Here is a 14,586-nt window from a genome sequence, read left to right as displayed (position 1 = left end):
ACGGGGGAGGGAGGCATAGAGCCGCGGATCCGGAGTCCAGCCGTGAGGCTCTAGCTCTCCAGTGTTTGTATCCGGCCTTGAAGGCCGGCCTTCCCTCCCCCTTGAGGGGAGGGATCGAGGGAGGGGGTCGTGGTGTAGCGCACTATCGTGCCGCCATACCCAAGCGTCCGAGCCTCAGGAAATACACCCCCCTCAAAAATCGCTGGTTAAACCCTTGATCTCCCAGTCCCCGTAGCGCACTGGCTCGAGGCCGCCGCGGCCGCCTTTTTCGGCCGGGTTCTGGGCCGCAAGGCGGTCGATCTCGGCGCGGCGCGCTTCGGCTTCCGCCAGAGCCCGTTGCGCGGCAGGAGACAGGGGCGGGCGCGGCGCGGGCTCGGGGGCAGTCGCGGACGGCTCTGGGGCAATTGGCTCATTGTCGTTCATTGCGCTTCTCCCAAGGCTTGGGCCCCGGCGCCTTGCATGCAACCGGATCGCACCCAACATAATTGGCCAGACACGCAAACCCAAGAGGCACCATGTACAACACGCTTCGCACCTTTGGCCTGCTGGCGGCGCTGACGGCGCTGTTCATGGTGGTCGGCTATTTCATTGGTGGCAGCTCGGGCATGATGATGGCCTTTGGCTTTGCGCTGCTGACCAATCTGTTCAGCTACTGGAACTCCGACAAAATGGTGCTGCGCATGCAGAACGCCGTTCCGGTGGAGCGCAGCCAGGTGCCTCAACTCTATGAGATGGTCGACATCCTCTCGCAAAAGGCCGGCATCCCCACTCCCGCTGTTTATGTGATCCAGACCGACCAGCCCAATGCCTTTGCCACGGGGCGCAATCCGCAGAACGCGGCGGTGGCGGTGTCCACGGGCCTCCTGCAGCAGCTCGATACCCGCGAAGTCGCCGCCGTGGTCGCCCATGAGCTGGCCCATATCCGCTCGCGCGATACCCTGACCATGACCATCACCGCCACCTTTGCCGGCGCGATCTCGGCCCTGGCCCAGTTCGGGCTGTTCTTCGGCGGCGGCAATAATCGCGACAATCCGCTGGGCGGCATCGGCGCGCTCTTGATGGTGTTCCTGGCGCCGGTTGCGGCCATGATCGTGCAGATGGCGGTGAGCCGCACCCGCGAATACGAGGCCGACAAGGATGGCGCCGCCATTTCGGGCGATCCCCTGGCGCTGGCTTCGGCGCTGGCCAAGATCGCCACCCTTGCCGGGCGGCAGGTCAATGTTCAAGCCGAACGCAACCCCGCGATGGCCCATATGTATATCATCAATCCCCTGTCCGGGCAGCGCATGGACAATCTCTTTTCCACCCACCCCGATACGGGCAACCGCATTGCCCAGCTCCAGCAGCTTGCAGCGCAGCTTCAGGTGGTTGATAAGGACCCCCGGCCGGCGCGCGGGCCCTGGTCGGCTTCGCCACGCCGTCCGGCGCCTGGCGGTGCCACCTGGCGCGCGCCGTCGGCCGGCCGGGACAATCCCGGTGATCGCGGCCCCTGGGGATAAAACAAATCAAGACGCACAAACCTGAACCGGCCGGCCTCAAGCTTCGCCTCGTTGCCGCGCAGCGCCTGCGGGGCGTGCTCGCGGGCGAACATTTCGCGCCCCTGGGCCCTGCCGATCTGGCTGACGGGCGCGACCGCGCTCTCGCCAACCGGCTGATTACCACGGCGCTGCGCCGCCACGGCCAGCTCAACTTCATTCTCCATGCCCTGCTCGACAAGGGCATGCCGGGCAAATCAGGCACCTTCGAAGCCGTGCTGCGCCTGTCGGTCGCGCAGCTGATTTTCCTGCCCGATCTGGGCGCCCATAGCGCGCTGTTTCTTGCGGTCGAGGCGGTCAAGCGTGATCCCAAGGCGCGCCACCTGGCCGGGCTGATGAATGCCGTGTTGCGCACCGCGCAGGCCAATTCGGCCAAGTTCAGCATGCTGTCCGACGATCTGCTGCTGCCCGAGACCTTTGGCGACACCTGGCTGGCCGCCTATGGCGAAGACGCCATCATTGCCTTTGAAGCCGCGCTTTTGGCCGGCGCACCGCTGGACCTGACGCTCAAGCATGACGACCCCGAACTGCGCGATGCGCTGGGCGCCGTCCCCCTGATGGCCGACAGCGTGCGGATCGATGCGCGCGACAAGCCGGTGGAAGCCCTGCCAGGATATAGCGACGGGCGCTGGTGGGTGCAGGATGCTGCCGCCGCGATCCCAGCGCGCCTGCTCGACCTGCCCGCCAATTCGCGCGTGCTCGATCTTTGCGCCGCGCCGGGCGGCAAGACAGCCCAGCTGGTCAAGGCCGGCTATGCAGTCACCGCGCTCGACGCCGATGCCAAGCGCATGGAGCGCCTCGCCGGCAATCTCGAGCGCCTCGACTATAGCGCGCAAACCGTGGTGGCCGATGCCACCACCTATGCGCCCGAAGAGCCCTTTGCCGGCATCGTGCTCGATGCCCCCTGTTCGGCGACCGGCACTTTCCGGCGTCACCCCGAAGTGCTGTGGCACCGCTCGCTCAGCGACATTGCCGGGCGCGTGCGCCTGCAGCGCAATCTCCTGCGCAATGCCGCCAAGTGCCTCGCGCCGGGCGGCGTGCTGATTTATTGCGTTTGCTCGCTCGAACCTGACGAAGGCGAAGCACAGGCCGCATGGGTGCTGGCCAACCTGCCCGAACTTGAACTGCTGCCGGTTACAGCAGAGCAATTGCCCGGCTTGCCCCAAGCCATCACGTCAGAAGGAACGGTACGCACGCATCCGGGCATGGCACCAGGCGCGCAAAACGGGGGAATGGACGGTTTCTTCGTGGCGCGATTCCGCCGCCGCTCCTAGAATGGCCGCCAGAAAGTCGCGCAAATCAGCTAGCGCCTTTGAGGCATGAACTCGTTGCAGCCATTAGCCGCCCCGGCGGACCCATATCGCTCCCTGCCACAAGGGAGCGCCCCGCCGTGATTTCACTGGTTCATCACGCCCGCCGCGCGGCTCTTGGGCTGGCCGACCGTGTGGTCACGCTTCCGGCTGTGCGCTGGACCTGGCGCAGCCTTGCCGACAATAGCTGGAGCGGCAACCTGCCCGAACTGCGCCCGGCCGATGCGGAAGCCGTACGCGACATGATGGCGGGGCGTTATCTGCTGGCCTCCAAGCTGGTGCAGACCGGCGGCACCTCGCCCTTCGCCGAGCCGCCCGAGCACCTCGAATGGTGGCAGAACCTGCAGAGCTTTTCCTGGCTCCGCCATTTCCGCGACCTGCGCGATCCCGGCGAGCGCTTTTTCGCCCGCACCCTGGTGCTGGACTGGATCGCGCGCGATGGCGGCTTTGCCCGCGCCAGCTGGGCGCCCACGATCTGCGCGCAGCGCGTGCTCAATTGGCTGCGCCACCTCAATATGCTGCTCGATGGCGCCACCCCCGAGCAGTCCCGCACTATCCAGCGCGCCCTTGGCGCCCAGATCCAGAGCCTCAAGGTGCGCGAAGGGCTGGCGAGCGATCCGGTTGATGCGCTGTTTGCGGGCATTGCGCTTTTGGGCGCCGCCGCCTGCGATGCCGAGGGCAGCACCGATCTGGCCGCGCGGCTGCGGCGGCTCAACGCGCTTTTGGCCGAACAGCTCGACCGGGACGGGCTGCATCGCTCGCGTAATAGTCGGCTTCAGCTGCAATTGCTGGTGGAGCTTTCAAGCGTGCGCCGCGCGCCCCTGGGCCCCAAGACCGAAGCTACGGCCGAACTGGCGGCTCAGATCGATCGCATGCATATGTGCCTTGATGCCCTGACCCTGGGCACGGGCGAGCCGGCTTATTTCCAGGGCTGCGGCCAGCTACCCCACGACATCCTGATCGCCGTGCAGTCCGATGGCCCGCCGCTGCGGCGGCGTAGCATGCTGCTCGGCGGCTACGGCATTTTGCGCGCCGGCGACGCGGTTCTGGTGGCCGATACCGGTCCCGCGCCTGCACCGGACTTTGCCGCCCAGGCGCATCGCAGCCCGCTGGCCTTCGAGTTCTCGACCGGCAACGCGCTGCTGGTGGGCAATTGCGGCCCAGCCCCTGCCGATCTGCCCGGCAGCGAAGCTTCGTTCCGGCAAGCCGTTGCCCATTCCGGCCCAACCATCGATGGCCAGGATCCCGAACCATCCGGTGCAGCCGCCCGTCGCGGGGCCCTTCCGAAGCCAAAGCTGGAACTGGCGGAAAACGCGCTCACCCTCACCACGGCCGGTTATCGCCGCCGCTTCGGGGTCGACATCGAACGCCAGATCACCTTGATTGGGGATGGCGAAACCCTGGTCGGCCAGGATCGCCTGATTGCGCAGGGCACGCCCAGTGGCGTGCTCTGCCTGCGCTTTCATCTCGGGCCCGGCACGGTGGTGCACCGGGTTTCGGAAGAAAGCGTTGCGCGGCTTGTTCTCCCCAATGGCGAAGTGTGGAGCTTTTTGTGGGAAGGCGCGAGCCTTTACGAAGACGATTCCGTGCGCCAGTCTGCCTCCTTGGGCTTGGTGCGTACGCGCCAACTCGTGCTCGAGGCACAGGCCGCTGCTGGCACGGAGATCGCCTGGATCTTCACCCGCCAGAACTGACAGGCGGTTGGCGCATGCGGGCGCTTCATGCTAGCGAGCACCCGGCAAACACCAGATAGGGGCAAAACCGATGGACGCGGGCAACACACACAAGATCGGCCGGGCGCTGCTGTCGGTGTTCGACAAATCCGGCATGGTCGAGTTTGCCTCGGGCCTTGCCGAAGCGGGCGTGGAACTGGTGTCCACTGGCGGCACCCAGCGCCTGATCGCCGAAGCCGGCCTGCCGGTGCGCGAGATTGCCGACCTCACCGGCTTTCCCGAAATGATGGATGGCCGCGTCAAGACCCTCCACCCCAAGGTGCATGGGGGCCTTTTGGCCGTGCGCGACAATCCCGAACATGCCGCCTCGATGAGCGAGCACGCCATCGGGCCGATCGACCTCGTCGCCGTCAATCTTTACCCCTTCGAGCAGACCGTGGCCTCGGGCGCGGGCTATGACGCGATCATCGAGAACATCGATATTGGCGGACCCGCCATGGTGCGCTCGGCGGCCAAGAACCACGCCTTCGTCACCGTCGTAGTGGACCCGGCCGATTACCCCGCCATTCTCGAAGCCGTGCGCGCCACTGGCGGCGTGCCCTTTAGCCTCCGCCAGAAGCTGGCCGCCAAGGCCTATGCCCGCACCGCCGCTTATGACAGTGCCATTTCCGCCTGGTTTGCCCGGGCGCTCGATTACCCCGAGATCCCCTATCGCGCCTTTGCCGGCACCTTGCGCGAAGTCATGCGCTATGGCGAAAACCCGCATCAATGGGCCGCCTTCTACACCACGGGCGAAAACCGCCCCGGCGTCGCCACCGCCCGCCAGGTCCAGGGCAAGACCCTGAGCTACAACAACATCAACGACACCGATGCGGCCTTTGAGCTCGTGAGCGAGTTCGACCCCGCCGAGACCGCGGCCGTCGCCATCATCAAGCACGCCAATCCTTGCGGCGTCGCCGTGGGCCCCGACCTGCTCTCGGCTTACCGCGCGGCGCTGCGCACCGACCCGGTCAGCGCCTTTGGCGGCATTGTCGCCACCAATCAGCCGCTCGATGCCGCCGCAGCCGAGGAAATCGTCAAGACCTTCACCGAAGTGATCGTCGCCCCTTCTGCCTCGCCGGAAGCGGAAGCCATCATCGCCGCCAAAAAAAACCTGCGCCTCCTCCTGACCGGCGGCGTGGCCGATCCCAAGGCCGATGGGCTGACCGTCCGCTCGGTCGCCGGTGGCCTGCTGGTGCAGGGGCGTGACAATCGCAACGTCAACGACTGCGAGCTTCAGGTCGTCACCCAGCGTGCGCCCACCGAGGCCGAAATGCGCGACCTCAAGCTTGCCGCAGTGGTCGCCAAGCACGTCAAGTCCAATGCCATTGTTTACGTCAAGGATGGCGCTACCGTAGGCATTGGCGCGGGGCAGATGAGCCGGGTGGATTCCGCCCGCGTTGCCCATCGCAAATCGATCGACGCCGCCCAGGCCGCCGGGATCGATGGCGCGCTGACCCAGGGCTCCGTCGTGGCCTCCGATGCCTTTTTCCCCTTCGCCGACGGCCTCGAAGCGCTGGTTGCGGCTGGCGCCACTGCGGTGATCCAGCCCGGCGGCTCGATGCGCGACAATGAGGTGATCGCTGCGGCCGATGCCGCGGGTATCGCCATGGTGCTCACCGGCATGCGCCATTTCCGTCACTGAACAGTAACCGTACTCTCGGGTACGGTTCTGCTTGACCGGTGCGGGGGCTTGGGCTTAGAACGGCTCCAAAGTACAGCCCCTATCCGGAACGCTCGCCCATGGCACCCCGCACGCTCTACGACAAGATCTGGGACGACCACCTGGTCCAGAACAATGCTGACGGCACTTCGCTGATCTATATCGATCGGCATCTCGTGCACGAAGTGACGAGCCCGCAGGCCTTTGAAGGGCTGCGCATGAACGGGCGCAAGGTGCGCCATCCCGAGCGCACCCTGGCCGTGGTGGACCACAATGTCCCCACCACCGACCGCTCGCTGCCTAATCCCGACCCGGAAAGCGCCATCCAGATCGCGGCGCTGGCCGAGAACACCCGCGATTTCGGCATCGAATATTTCGACCCGTTCGACAAGCGTCAGGGCATTGTGCACATCGTCGGCCCCGAACAGGGTTTCACCCTGCCCGGCATGACCATTGTGTGCGGCGACAGCCACACCTCGACCCACGGTGCGTTCGGCGCTTTGGCCCATGGCATCGGCACTTCGGAAGTCGAGCATGTGCTGGCGACCCAGACGCTGATCCAGCAAAAAGCCAAGAACATGCTGGTGCGTGTGGATGGCAAGCTGCCGCCCCATGTCACCGCCAAGGACATCATCCTGGCGATCATCGGCGAGATCGGCACCGCGGGCGGCAATGGCCACGTCATTGAATTTGCCGGCGAAGCCATCCAGGCTCTGTCGATGGAAGGCCGCATGACGGTCTGCAACATGACGATCGAAGGCGGCGCCCGCGCCGGCCTTATCGCGCCCGACCAGACCACCTTTGACTATGTCCAGGGTCGCAACCGTGCGCCCAAGGGTCAGGCCTGGGACATGGCGCTCGACTATTGGAAGACGCTTTACACCGACGAAGGCGCCCATTTCGACAAGGTCGTGGTGCTCAACGCCGCCGACCTGCCCCCAATCGTGTCCTGGGGCTCCTCGCCGGAGGACGTGATCTCGGTGACCGGTGTCGTCCCCAATCCCGACGACATCGCCGACGAAAACAAGCGCGCCTCCAAGTGGCGGGCGCTCGACTATATGGGCCTCAAGCCCGGCACCAAGATCACCGATATCCCGGTGGAGCGTGTCTTTGTGGGCTCCTGCACCAATGGCCGCATTGAGGATCTGCGCGCTGCCGCCGCCGTGATCGGTGACCGCAAGGTGGCTGCCGGCGTTTCGGCCATGGTCGTGCCCGGCTCGGGTCTGGTCAAGGATCAGGCCGAAGCCGAAGGGCTGGACCAGATCTTCAAGGCTGCTGGCTTTGAATGGCGTGAACCGGGGTGCTCGATGTGCCTCGCGATGAACCCCGATAAGCTCAAGCCCCAGGAGCGCTGCGCTTCGACCTCCAACCGCAATTTCGAAGGCCGCCAGGGCTTCAAGGGCCGCACCCATCTGGTGTCGCCCGCCATGGCTGCCGCGGCCGCAATTGCCGGCCATTTCGTTGATATCCGCGAGTGGCAGTAAATCCTTGGGGAGAGCGCCTGGCGCCCTCCCTCGATGATTTCGAAGCTTTGGCCCGCGAAGCCCTTGCGGGCCTTCCCGAGCCGTTCAAGACCCTGGCGGCCGATGTCACCTGTTCGGTGGCCGAATGGGCCGAGGACGATGTGCTCGAGGGCTTTGGCATGGAAAGCCCCTATGAGCTGATGGGGCTGTTCCAGGGCATTGGCCTGACCGAGAACGGTGCCGTGCCCCAGACCGGGCAAATGCCTAATAATGTGACGCTTTATCGCCGCGCCATTCTCGATTTCTGGGCCGAAAACGACACCGACACGCTGGGCGAGATCATCACCCATGTGCTGGTGCACGAGATCGGCCACCATTTCGGCTTTTCCGACGATGATCTGGACGCCATCGACAACGCCAGCGATTAACGCTCAGGACGCCCGGTCATCCGGATTGGGCGACTGCACCGTGATCGCGGCCGGCTTGCGGGCGGCGTCGGTGGTCTGGTCTTCCTCGCTGCCCTCACGCGGGACGAATTCATAATCATTGCTGAGCGTGCCGGGCTCGTCCTCATTGACGCGCAAGGCGAGGCGCTGCTTGTCCAGCTGCACGAACCAGTCATCCCAATCCACCAGCTCCCAGCCGCCATAGGGGTTCACGTCCGGCCCCTCATTGCGCTCGGCATTGAGCGCATGCTGGCCAAAGGTCAGCTGCAGCAAATAGCGGCTTTCGCGCACATCGGGCGTTTCCATCATGATGGGGTTGCCGGCTCGCGCCTGCGTCCATTGCCGGATTTCTTCCCGACCGCTCAGAACTCTCGCCATTGCTGGGCTCCTTTCAACTGTGTGTGCACAATTGCCGGACGCCCCCTTGGTTCCCGCTCCCCTCGCAGGCAATTCCCAAGCGTCGTGCCGCCTGCTATGGGGAGCCATCCCCAGCGAGGTAAGCCATGACCCCAACCAATAACCGCCTGCTGCTTGGCAAGATCGGGGCCGCACACGGCATCAAGGGCGAGGTGCGCATCGCCACCTTTACCGCCGAACCCCAGTCCATTGCCCAGTATGGCGCCCTCGAAACCGATCGCCCCGGCCTCACCATCACCATCGAGGCCCTGCGCCTGCAGAACAATGTTGCCATCGCGCGCCTCAAGGGCATTGCCGACCGCAATGCCGCCGAGGCGATCAATGGCGTCTCGCTCTTTATCGACCGGGCTCGCCTGCCCGAGCACGATGATGAGGACGAGTTCTACCACGCCGACCTGCTGGGCCTCGAAGCGCGGCTGGAAAACGGCACCGTGCTCGGCACCGTCGTGGCGCTGCCCAATTTTGGCGCCGGCGATCTGATCGAAATCCGCGATCCCGTTTCCGGCGACACTTTTCTTTACCCCTTCACCAAGGCCGTCGTGCCCGATGTCCGGCTGGGCGACGGCTATCTGACCATCGTGGTTCCCCTCGATGCACCCGAGGGCGAGGAAGAGCCCGATTGAGCTTTTCCGCTGATATCATCACCCTGTTTCCGGACCTGTTTCCCGGACCCCTGGGTGCTTCGGTGCTGGGGCGGGGCCTCGGGGAAGGCTTGTGGTCGCTGCGCACGACGCAATTGCGCGATTTCGCCACCGACCGGCACCGCACCGTGGACGACACTCCGGCGGGGGGCGGCGCCGGCATGGTGCTCAAACCCGACATCGTGGCGCGCGCCATTGATGCCGTGGCGCCCTCTGGGGATCCGCGCCCGCGTATCCTGATGAGCCCGCGCGGCGCGCCGCTGACGCAAAAGCGGGCGCGCGAACTGGCGCTGGGCCCGGGCGCCGTGATCCTTTGCGGTCGCTTCGAGGGGATCGACCAACGCGTGATCGAGCATCGTCAGCTCGAGGAAATCTCCATCGGCGATTATGTTCTCGCGGGCGGGGAAGTTGCGGCCATGGTGCTGCTCGAAGCCGTGGTGCGCCTGATCCCAGGCGTGCTGGGCGGGGCGGACAGCCATGCCGAGGAAAGCTTTGAAAACGGGCTCCTCGAATATCCCCAATATACCCGCCCGCAGAGCTGGGAAGGATCCGAAATCCCATCCGTTCTGCTGTCGGGCGACCACAAGCGCATTCGCGAATGGCGGCACGCGCAAAGCCTGGAGCTGACCCGGGCGCGACGCCCGGACCTGCTGGATTGAACGGGGTGCCGGATGTGCCCGGGATGGCTGGACTTTGCGGCAAAAATCCCCTATAGCGCCGCCACGACTGGACGGTGGGCTATCGGACCCGCTGCCGACGACAACAAGAAGACCAAACTCTCCGTTGTAACCAAGACCGGGCATCGCGCCGCAAGGCTCGAACAACTGCCCCAGTGAAAAGATCAGGACGGATCATGAATATCATCCAGCAGCTCAATGCTGAGCATGTTGAGCAGCTCGCCGCCAAGCGCACTCTTCCCGAATTCACCCATGGCGATACCGTCAAGGTGTGGGTCAAGATCCGCGAAGGCGAAAAAGAGCGTCTGCAGGCTTACGAAGGCGTGGTTATTGCCCTCAACGGTGGCGGCCTGACCGCCAGCTTCACCGTGCGCAAGATTTCCTATGGTGAAGGCGTGGAACGCGTGTTCCCGCTTTATTCGCCCAATATCGCTTCGGTTGAAGTGCTCAAGCGCGGCAAGGTGCGTCGCGCCAAGCTTTATTACCTGCGCGATCGTCGCGGCAAGTCGGCCCGTATTTTCGAATCGACCAACGCCCGCACCAAGAAGATCGAGGCCGAAGAGCGTACGGCAGCCCAGGCTGCTCGCGATGCGCGTGACGCCGAAAAGGTCGCCGCTGCCGAGGCTTTTGCCGCCGAGCAGGCTGCCAAGGACGCGGAAGCTGCAGCCGCTGCTGCTGCTGCCGAGCAGGAAGCCGCTGCTGCCGAGACCAAGAGCGAATAAGCTCACGACCTCCTCCCCATTTATGCAAAGGCCCGGCCACCAGCCGGGCCTTTGTTTTGCCGGGTGCGCCTCCCATCCCCCGCCCCCTTGCCGCTTGGGCGGCGAACGGCTAGCAACAAACCCATGTACGATTTTGCCGCCGACATTGCCGATTGTGCGCTTGCCGTGGAAACCGCGCTGGATCGGGCGCTCGGCGCGACCCGCCTTTCGGGCCCCGGCCCGGCTCCCGAGCGCTTGATCGCTGCCATGCGCCATGGCAGCCTCGCCGGCGGCAAGCGGCTGCGGCCCCTGCTCGTGCGCCAGGCCTCGGCGGTGTTCAATGTGCCACCTGCCCAGTCGCTGATGGCGGGCCTCGCGGTGGAACTGGTGCATTGTTATTCCCTGGTGCATGACGATCTTCCAGCCATGGATGACGATGATCTGCGCCGCGGCCGCCCGACCGTGCACAAGGCCTATGACGACGCGACGGCGATCCTGGCTGGCGATGCGCTCCTCACCCATGCCTTTGGGCTGCTTTCCAGTCCCGAATGCCATCCCGATCCGGCGGTGCGCATTGCCCTGGTTGGGGAGCTCGTTGCCGGGAGCGGCGCTGGGGGCATGGTTGGGGGGCAAATGCGCGACATTGCCGGCGAAGGCGCCGATCTCTCGCCGGCCGAAATTGCCACCATGCAAGCGATGAAAACCGGCGCCCTGATCCGCGCCAGCGTGCGGATCGGGGCCCTGCTCGGCACGACCGATGGCCGCGCCCTTTCGGCCCTCACCGCTTATGCCGAAGCGGCCGGTCGCGCCTTCCAGCTCGCCGACGATATTCTCGATGTCACCGCCTCGCCCGAAATCATGGGCAAGGCCACCGGCAAGGATGCCGAGGCGGGCAAGCAGACCCTCGTGGCCGCGCTTGGACTTGATGGGGCTCGCACGGCCCTGTCGCGCACCGTCAACGAGGCTTTGCTGGCGCTGCGTACCTTCGGCCCCAAGGCCGACGGCTTGCGCGCCACGGCCCGCTATTTCGCCAGCCGGGAGCATTAGCGGGTGCACCAGCTGCTTGCCGTCTGCTGCGGAACGCCCCAGCCGATCCCGGGCAAGAAGGCCAAGACCGGCATCTTCAAGACCCCGATACAGGACGCTGTGGCGGTCGGCACTCTGGGCCTTGAGGGCGACGCGGTGATGGACCGCAAGCATCATGGTGGCGTCGATCAGGCGGTCTACCTTTATTTCGCCGACGATTATCGCTGGTGGGCCGGAGAACTGGGCGATGAGCCCCTGCCCGGTACCTTCGGCGAAAACCTGCTGCTCGAGGGCTTCGAAGGTCGCGCCATCGCCGTCGGTGATCGCTTCGGCCTCGGGGCGGTGGAGCTCGAAGTCACCTCCCACCGCACGCCCTGCCTGACCTTCAGCGCCCGCATGGGCGATCCGCGCTGGGCCAAGCGCTTTCATCGCGCCAACCGCCCCGGCGCCTATTGCCGCGTGCTGACGACTGGCGAAGTCGCCGCGGGAATGGCGGTCACCTACACCCCCTTTGCCGGGGCCCGCATCACCGTCGCCGAACTGATGGCGCTGGACGGGGTGCGCGATCCCGATCCATCCATCCTGCGCCGCGCGCTTGCGGCGCCCCTGCACCACAAGCTGCGCGACGATTTCGCCTCGCGGCTCGCCCGCCTGTTCTGAGGATTTCATGACCCTGCAATCTGTCCGCGCCGACCTGGCGCTGCGTGCCCCCGACCTGCCCATCATCGAAACCGCGGAGGCGACCTCGACAGTCGATCTGGCGGCGGCGGTGCATGGCTGCGCGCCCGGACAGATCGCCAAGACGCTGTGCATCCGGGTCAAGGGGGAAGTGCTGCTACTCGTGACGCGTGGCGATGCGCGGCTGGACAACACCAAGGCCAAAACAGCGCTCGGCGGCCGCCCCCGCATGCTGGGGGCCGAAGAAGTGGAGCAGCTCACGAGCCACAAGGTGGGCGGCGTTTGCCCCTTCGGCCTGCCCCAGCCACTGCCGATTTTCCTGGACCAATCGCTCAGGATCTATGACGAAGTCATTCCGGCCGGCGGGGACACGCATTCCTCGGTGCGCCTTAGCCTCGAGCGGCTGGCCGAACTCTGCGGCAATCAATGGGTGGATGCCTGCCTCGTACCCGAGGCGGTGACGCCCTAGTCGAGCACGCCCAGCCCCTTGAGCACCAGCAGCGCCAGGATCAGCACACCGATATAGATCCAGCGCCGCTTGTTGCCATAAAGCAGCTGCAGGGCGCTGCGGCGCCCTTGCCGCTCCTCAGGGTTCTCAATCATTCCGCCGCCGTTTGCTGGCTGGCACCGAATTTGCGCTCGATATAATCGGCGACCATCACCTTGAACTGGTCGGCGACATCGGCCCCGCGCAGCGTCGCAACCTTCTGGCCATCGACGAACACGGGCGCCGCGGGGGTTTCCCCGGTGCCGGGCAGGGAAATGCCGATATTGGCGTGCTTGGATTCACCCGGGCCATTGACGATGCAGCCCATCACCGCGACCGAAAGGGTTTCAACGCCGGGATAGCGCTCCTTCCACTCCGGCATGGAGGCGGACAGGTGATCCTGGATGTCCTTGGCCAGCGTTTGGAACGTGGTGGAGGTGGTGCGCCCGCAGCCCGGGCACGCAGCCACCACCGGCAGAAACTGGCGGAACCCCATGGTCTGCAGCAGCTCCTGGGCCACCTTGACCTCGGTGGTGCGGTCCCCACCCGGCTCGGGGGTCAGCGAAATGCGGATCGTGTCGCCAATCCCCTGCTGGAGGAGAATGCCAAGCGCGGCCGAGGAGGACACAATGCCCTTGGAGCCCATGCCCGCTTCGGTCAGCCCGAGATGGAGCGCATAATCGCAGCGTGCCGCCAGATCCTGATAGACGGCGATCAGATGCTGCACATCACTGACTTTGGTGGAGAGGATGATCTTGTCGCGCCCGAGCCCAATTTCCTCGGCGCGGCGCGCCGACAGCAGGGCCGACTGGATGATCGCCTCGCGCTGCACGGCGGCGGCCGAAATCGGCGCCGCTGAAATCGCGTTTTCGTCCATCAGCCGCGTGAGCAGCTCTTCATCGAGCGAGCCCCAATTGACCCCGATCCGCACCGGCTTGTTGTAGCGAATGGCGAGCTCGATCAGCGTCGAGAACTGCGTATCGCGCTTGGCCTTGAAGCCGACATTGCCCGGATTGATGCGGTATTTCGCCAGCGCCTCGGCGCAGGCCGGGTGATCCGTCAGCAGCTTGTGGCCGATATAATGGAAATCGCCCACCAGTGGCACGTCATAACCCATAAAGGCCAGCCGGTCGCGAATATGCGGTACGGCCGCCGCCGACTCGTCGCGGTCCACGGTGATCCGCACGATCTCCGAGCCCGCTCGCGCCAGTTGCATCACCTGCCGCACGGTCGCATCGATATCAGCGGTATCGGTATTGGTCATGGATTGCACCACGACCGGTGCGCCCCCGCCGACCAGGACCCCGCCAACATTGACTCCAACCGATTGCCTGCGCAGTGCCGGGCCCGACATGAAACACCTCTTTGCTGAGCCACAAATAAGGCGCGCAGCCTACAAGCGCAATCCGACGCTTACGTGAACGGGGAGGTCTTGAACTAAAGCGAGCCAGGGCCATTTAAGAGCTATGATGAAAAACCTCTTCTCGCCCCTCAATTTGCTCGGTCGCTTCACCGTGGGCCGGTTCTTTATCTTCCGCAAGGAACTGCTGCTGCTTTGGCGCGGCTTCCGGCACGCGGAAACGCCGCTGGCGCTCAAATTCGCCATGCTGCTGGTGCCGCTGTACCTGATCAGTCCGGTCGACCTGATCCCCGACGTGCTGCCCTTCCTTGGCATCGTCGATGACATGGTCATCGTGCCCCTGCTGGTAAGCTGGATCGTCGGTATGCTGCCGCTCGAAGTGCGCGGCGAAAAGGCCCGGGCCGGTGCCCGCGCCGCTCGTCCTACTCAGGGCAATGTCATCGACGGCAAGGCCCGCCGGCTTTGACCCA

At 65.2% G+C, this 14,586-nt stretch carries 17 protein-coding genes; 13 read left to right on the top strand and 4 right to left on the bottom strand.

Annotation, left to right across the window (positions count from 1 at the left end; all coding sequences use genetic code 11):
* Positions 1 to 192: 192 nt before the first annotated feature.
* Positions 193 to 423 carry a DUF1674 domain-containing protein gene (locus tag AC3YOG_RS05740; protein ID WP_489934407.1) on the bottom strand — a complete coding sequence of 77 codons (231 nt, stop codon included), beginning with the start codon at positions 421 to 423 and terminating at the stop codon, positions 193 to 195.
* Positions 424 to 515: 92 nt separating this feature from the next.
* Between AC3YOG_RS05740 and htpX the strand changes: the two genes are divergently transcribed.
* From htpX to AC3YOG_RS05710, 6 genes are all read left to right on the top strand, one after another.
* Positions 516 to 1,499 (top strand): zinc metalloprotease HtpX, encoded by a 984-nt coding sequence (gene htpX, locus AC3YOG_RS05735; protein WP_173088314.1) that lies wholly within the window; start codon positions 516 to 518, stop codon positions 1,497 to 1,499.
* A 74-nt stretch (positions 1,500 to 1,573) separates the two neighbouring features.
* Positions 1,574 to 2,809 carry a transcription antitermination factor NusB gene (locus AC3YOG_RS05730; protein WP_172121558.1) on the top strand — a complete coding sequence of 412 codons (1,236 nt, stop codon included), beginning with the start codon at positions 1,574 to 1,576 and terminating at the stop codon, positions 2,807 to 2,809.
* Positions 2,810 to 2,925: 116 nt separating this feature from the next.
* Positions 2,926 to 4,539, top strand: a complete 1,614-nt coding sequence (locus tag AC3YOG_RS05725; RefSeq protein WP_489934406.1) for a heparinase II/III family protein — start codon at positions 2,926 to 2,928, stop codon at positions 4,537 to 4,539.
* 70 nt (positions 4,540 to 4,609) lie between these two features.
* Positions 4,610 to 6,202 (top strand): bifunctional phosphoribosylaminoimidazolecarboxamide formyltransferase/IMP cyclohydrolase, encoded by a 1,593-nt coding sequence (purH, locus tag AC3YOG_RS05720; RefSeq protein WP_489934405.1) that lies wholly within the window; start codon positions 4,610 to 4,612, stop codon positions 6,200 to 6,202.
* 98 nt (positions 6,203 to 6,300) lie between these two features.
* Positions 6,301 to 7,704: a 3-isopropylmalate dehydratase large subunit gene (gene leuC, locus AC3YOG_RS05715; RefSeq protein WP_172121561.1), complete on the top strand. Its 1,404-nt coding sequence runs from the start codon at positions 6,301 to 6,303 to the stop codon at positions 7,702 to 7,704.
* Positions 7,695 to 8,111: a metallopeptidase family protein gene (locus AC3YOG_RS05710; RefSeq protein WP_489934404.1), complete on the top strand. Its 417-nt coding sequence runs from the start codon at positions 7,695 to 7,697 to the stop codon at positions 8,109 to 8,111. Before leuC ends, AC3YOG_RS05710 begins: the two co-directional genes overlap by 10 nt.
* A 3-nt stretch (positions 8,112 to 8,114) precedes the next feature.
* Here the strand turns inward: AC3YOG_RS05710 and AC3YOG_RS05705 are convergent, their stop codons facing one another.
* Positions 8,115 to 8,507 carry a hypothetical protein gene (locus AC3YOG_RS05705; protein WP_172121563.1) on the bottom strand — a complete coding sequence of 131 codons (393 nt, stop codon included), beginning with the start codon at positions 8,505 to 8,507 and terminating at the stop codon, positions 8,115 to 8,117.
* 125 nt (positions 8,508 to 8,632) lie between these two features.
* Between AC3YOG_RS05705 and rimM the strand changes: the two genes are divergently transcribed.
* The 6 genes from rimM (at position 8,633) to AC3YOG_RS05675 (ending at position 12,738) form a co-directional block, all read left to right on the top strand.
* The gene (gene rimM, locus AC3YOG_RS05700; protein ID WP_489934403.1) at positions 8,633 to 9,169 is read left to right on the top strand and encodes a ribosome maturation factor RimM; all 537 of its coding nucleotides are present in this window, start codon (positions 8,633 to 8,635) and stop codon (positions 9,167 to 9,169) included.
* On the top strand, positions 9,166 to 9,846 hold the full coding sequence (gene trmD / locus AC3YOG_RS05695) for a tRNA (guanosine(37)-N1)-methyltransferase TrmD (protein WP_127754759.1): 681 nt from the start codon (positions 9,166 to 9,168) through the stop codon (positions 9,844 to 9,846). The genes rimM and trmD overlap by 4 nt, the downstream gene beginning before the upstream one ends.
* A gap of 194 nt (positions 9,847 to 10,040) precedes the next feature.
* On the top strand, positions 10,041 to 10,586 hold the full coding sequence (gene rplS / locus AC3YOG_RS05690; protein WP_173088316.1) for a 50S ribosomal protein L19: 546 nt from the start codon (positions 10,041 to 10,043) through the stop codon (positions 10,584 to 10,586).
* Positions 10,587 to 10,709: 123 nt separating this feature from the next.
* Entirely contained in the window at positions 10,710 to 11,612 is a 903-nt protein-coding gene (locus AC3YOG_RS05685) for a polyprenyl synthetase family protein (protein WP_489934402.1), read from the top strand.
* A 3-nt stretch (positions 11,613 to 11,615) separates the two neighbouring features.
* Positions 11,616 to 12,251 carry an MOSC domain-containing protein gene (locus tag AC3YOG_RS05680; RefSeq protein WP_489934401.1) on the top strand — a complete coding sequence of 212 codons (636 nt, stop codon included), beginning with the start codon at positions 11,616 to 11,618 and terminating at the stop codon, positions 12,249 to 12,251.
* A 7-nt stretch (positions 12,252 to 12,258) separates the two neighbouring features.
* Entirely contained in the window at positions 12,259 to 12,738 is a 480-nt protein-coding gene (locus tag AC3YOG_RS05675) for a YbaK/EbsC family protein (RefSeq protein ID WP_489934400.1), read from the top strand.
* Here AC3YOG_RS05675 and AC3YOG_RS05670 read toward each other — a convergent pair.
* Positions 12,735 to 12,872: a hypothetical protein gene (locus tag AC3YOG_RS05670; protein ID WP_489934399.1), complete on the bottom strand. Its 138-nt coding sequence runs from the start codon at positions 12,870 to 12,872 to the stop codon at positions 12,735 to 12,737. The two genes, AC3YOG_RS05675 and AC3YOG_RS05670, sit on opposite strands and share 4 nt — an antisense overlap.
* On the bottom strand, positions 12,869 to 14,110 hold the full coding sequence (ispG, locus tag AC3YOG_RS05665) for a flavodoxin-dependent (E)-4-hydroxy-3-methylbut-2-enyl-diphosphate synthase (RefSeq protein ID WP_489934398.1): 1,242 nt from the start codon (positions 14,108 to 14,110) through the stop codon (positions 12,869 to 12,871). The genes AC3YOG_RS05670 and ispG overlap by 4 nt, the downstream gene beginning before the upstream one ends.
* 115 nt (positions 14,111 to 14,225) lie before the next feature.
* Between ispG and AC3YOG_RS05660 the strand changes: the two genes are divergently transcribed.
* Positions 14,226 to 14,582 carry a YkvA family protein gene (locus AC3YOG_RS05660; RefSeq protein ID WP_206524657.1) on the top strand — a complete coding sequence of 119 codons (357 nt, stop codon included), beginning with the start codon at positions 14,226 to 14,228 and terminating at the stop codon, positions 14,580 to 14,582.
* Positions 14,583 to 14,586 lie beyond the last annotated feature (4 nt).

The organism is Devosia sp. Z6_126, from assembly GCF_058133495.1.
The sequence above is the reverse complement of the archived record's forward strand: the minus strand, read 5'-3'. Positions and strand labels throughout refer to the sequence as shown.

Bases quoted from the DNA above. Each gene is read 5' to 3' on its own strand.
- AC3YOG_RS05705 (WP_172121563.1), bottom strand. From the start codon at position 8,507: ATGGCGAGAGTTCTGAGCGGTCGGGAAGAAATCCGGCAATGGACGCAG.
- rimM (WP_489934403.1), top strand. From the start codon at position 8,633: ATGACCCCAACCAATAACCGCCTGCTGCTTGGCAAGATCGGGGCCGCA.
- AC3YOG_RS05670 (WP_489934399.1), bottom strand. From the start codon at position 12,872: ATGATTGAGAACCCTGAGGAGCGGCAAGGGCGCCGCAGCGCCCTGCAG.
- purH (WP_489934405.1), top strand. From the start codon at position 4,610: ATGGACGCGGGCAACACACACAAGATCGGCCGGGCGCTGCTGTCGGTG.
- htpX (WP_173088314.1), top strand. From the start codon at position 516: ATGTACAACACGCTTCGCACCTTTGGCCTGCTGGCGGCGCTGACGGCG.
- AC3YOG_RS05740 (WP_489934407.1), bottom strand. From the start codon at position 423: ATGAACGACAATGAGCCAATTGCCCCAGAGCCGTCCGCGACTGCCCCC.
- AC3YOG_RS05660 (WP_206524657.1), top strand. From the start codon at position 14,226: ATGAAAAACCTCTTCTCGCCCCTCAATTTGCTCGGTCGCTTCACCGTG.
- leuC (WP_172121561.1), top strand. From the start codon at position 6,301: ATGGCACCCCGCACGCTCTACGACAAGATCTGGGACGACCACCTGGTC.
- rplS (WP_173088316.1), top strand. From the start codon at position 10,041: ATGAATATCATCCAGCAGCTCAATGCTGAGCATGTTGAGCAGCTCGCC.
- AC3YOG_RS05685 (WP_489934402.1), top strand. From the start codon at position 10,710: ATGTACGATTTTGCCGCCGACATTGCCGATTGTGCGCTTGCCGTGGAA.
- ispG (WP_489934398.1), bottom strand. From the start codon at position 14,110: ATGTCGGGCCCGGCACTGCGCAGGCAATCGGTTGGAGTCAATGTTGGC.
- AC3YOG_RS05675 (WP_489934400.1), top strand. From the start codon at position 12,259: ATGACCCTGCAATCTGTCCGCGCCGACCTGGCGCTGCGTGCCCCCGAC.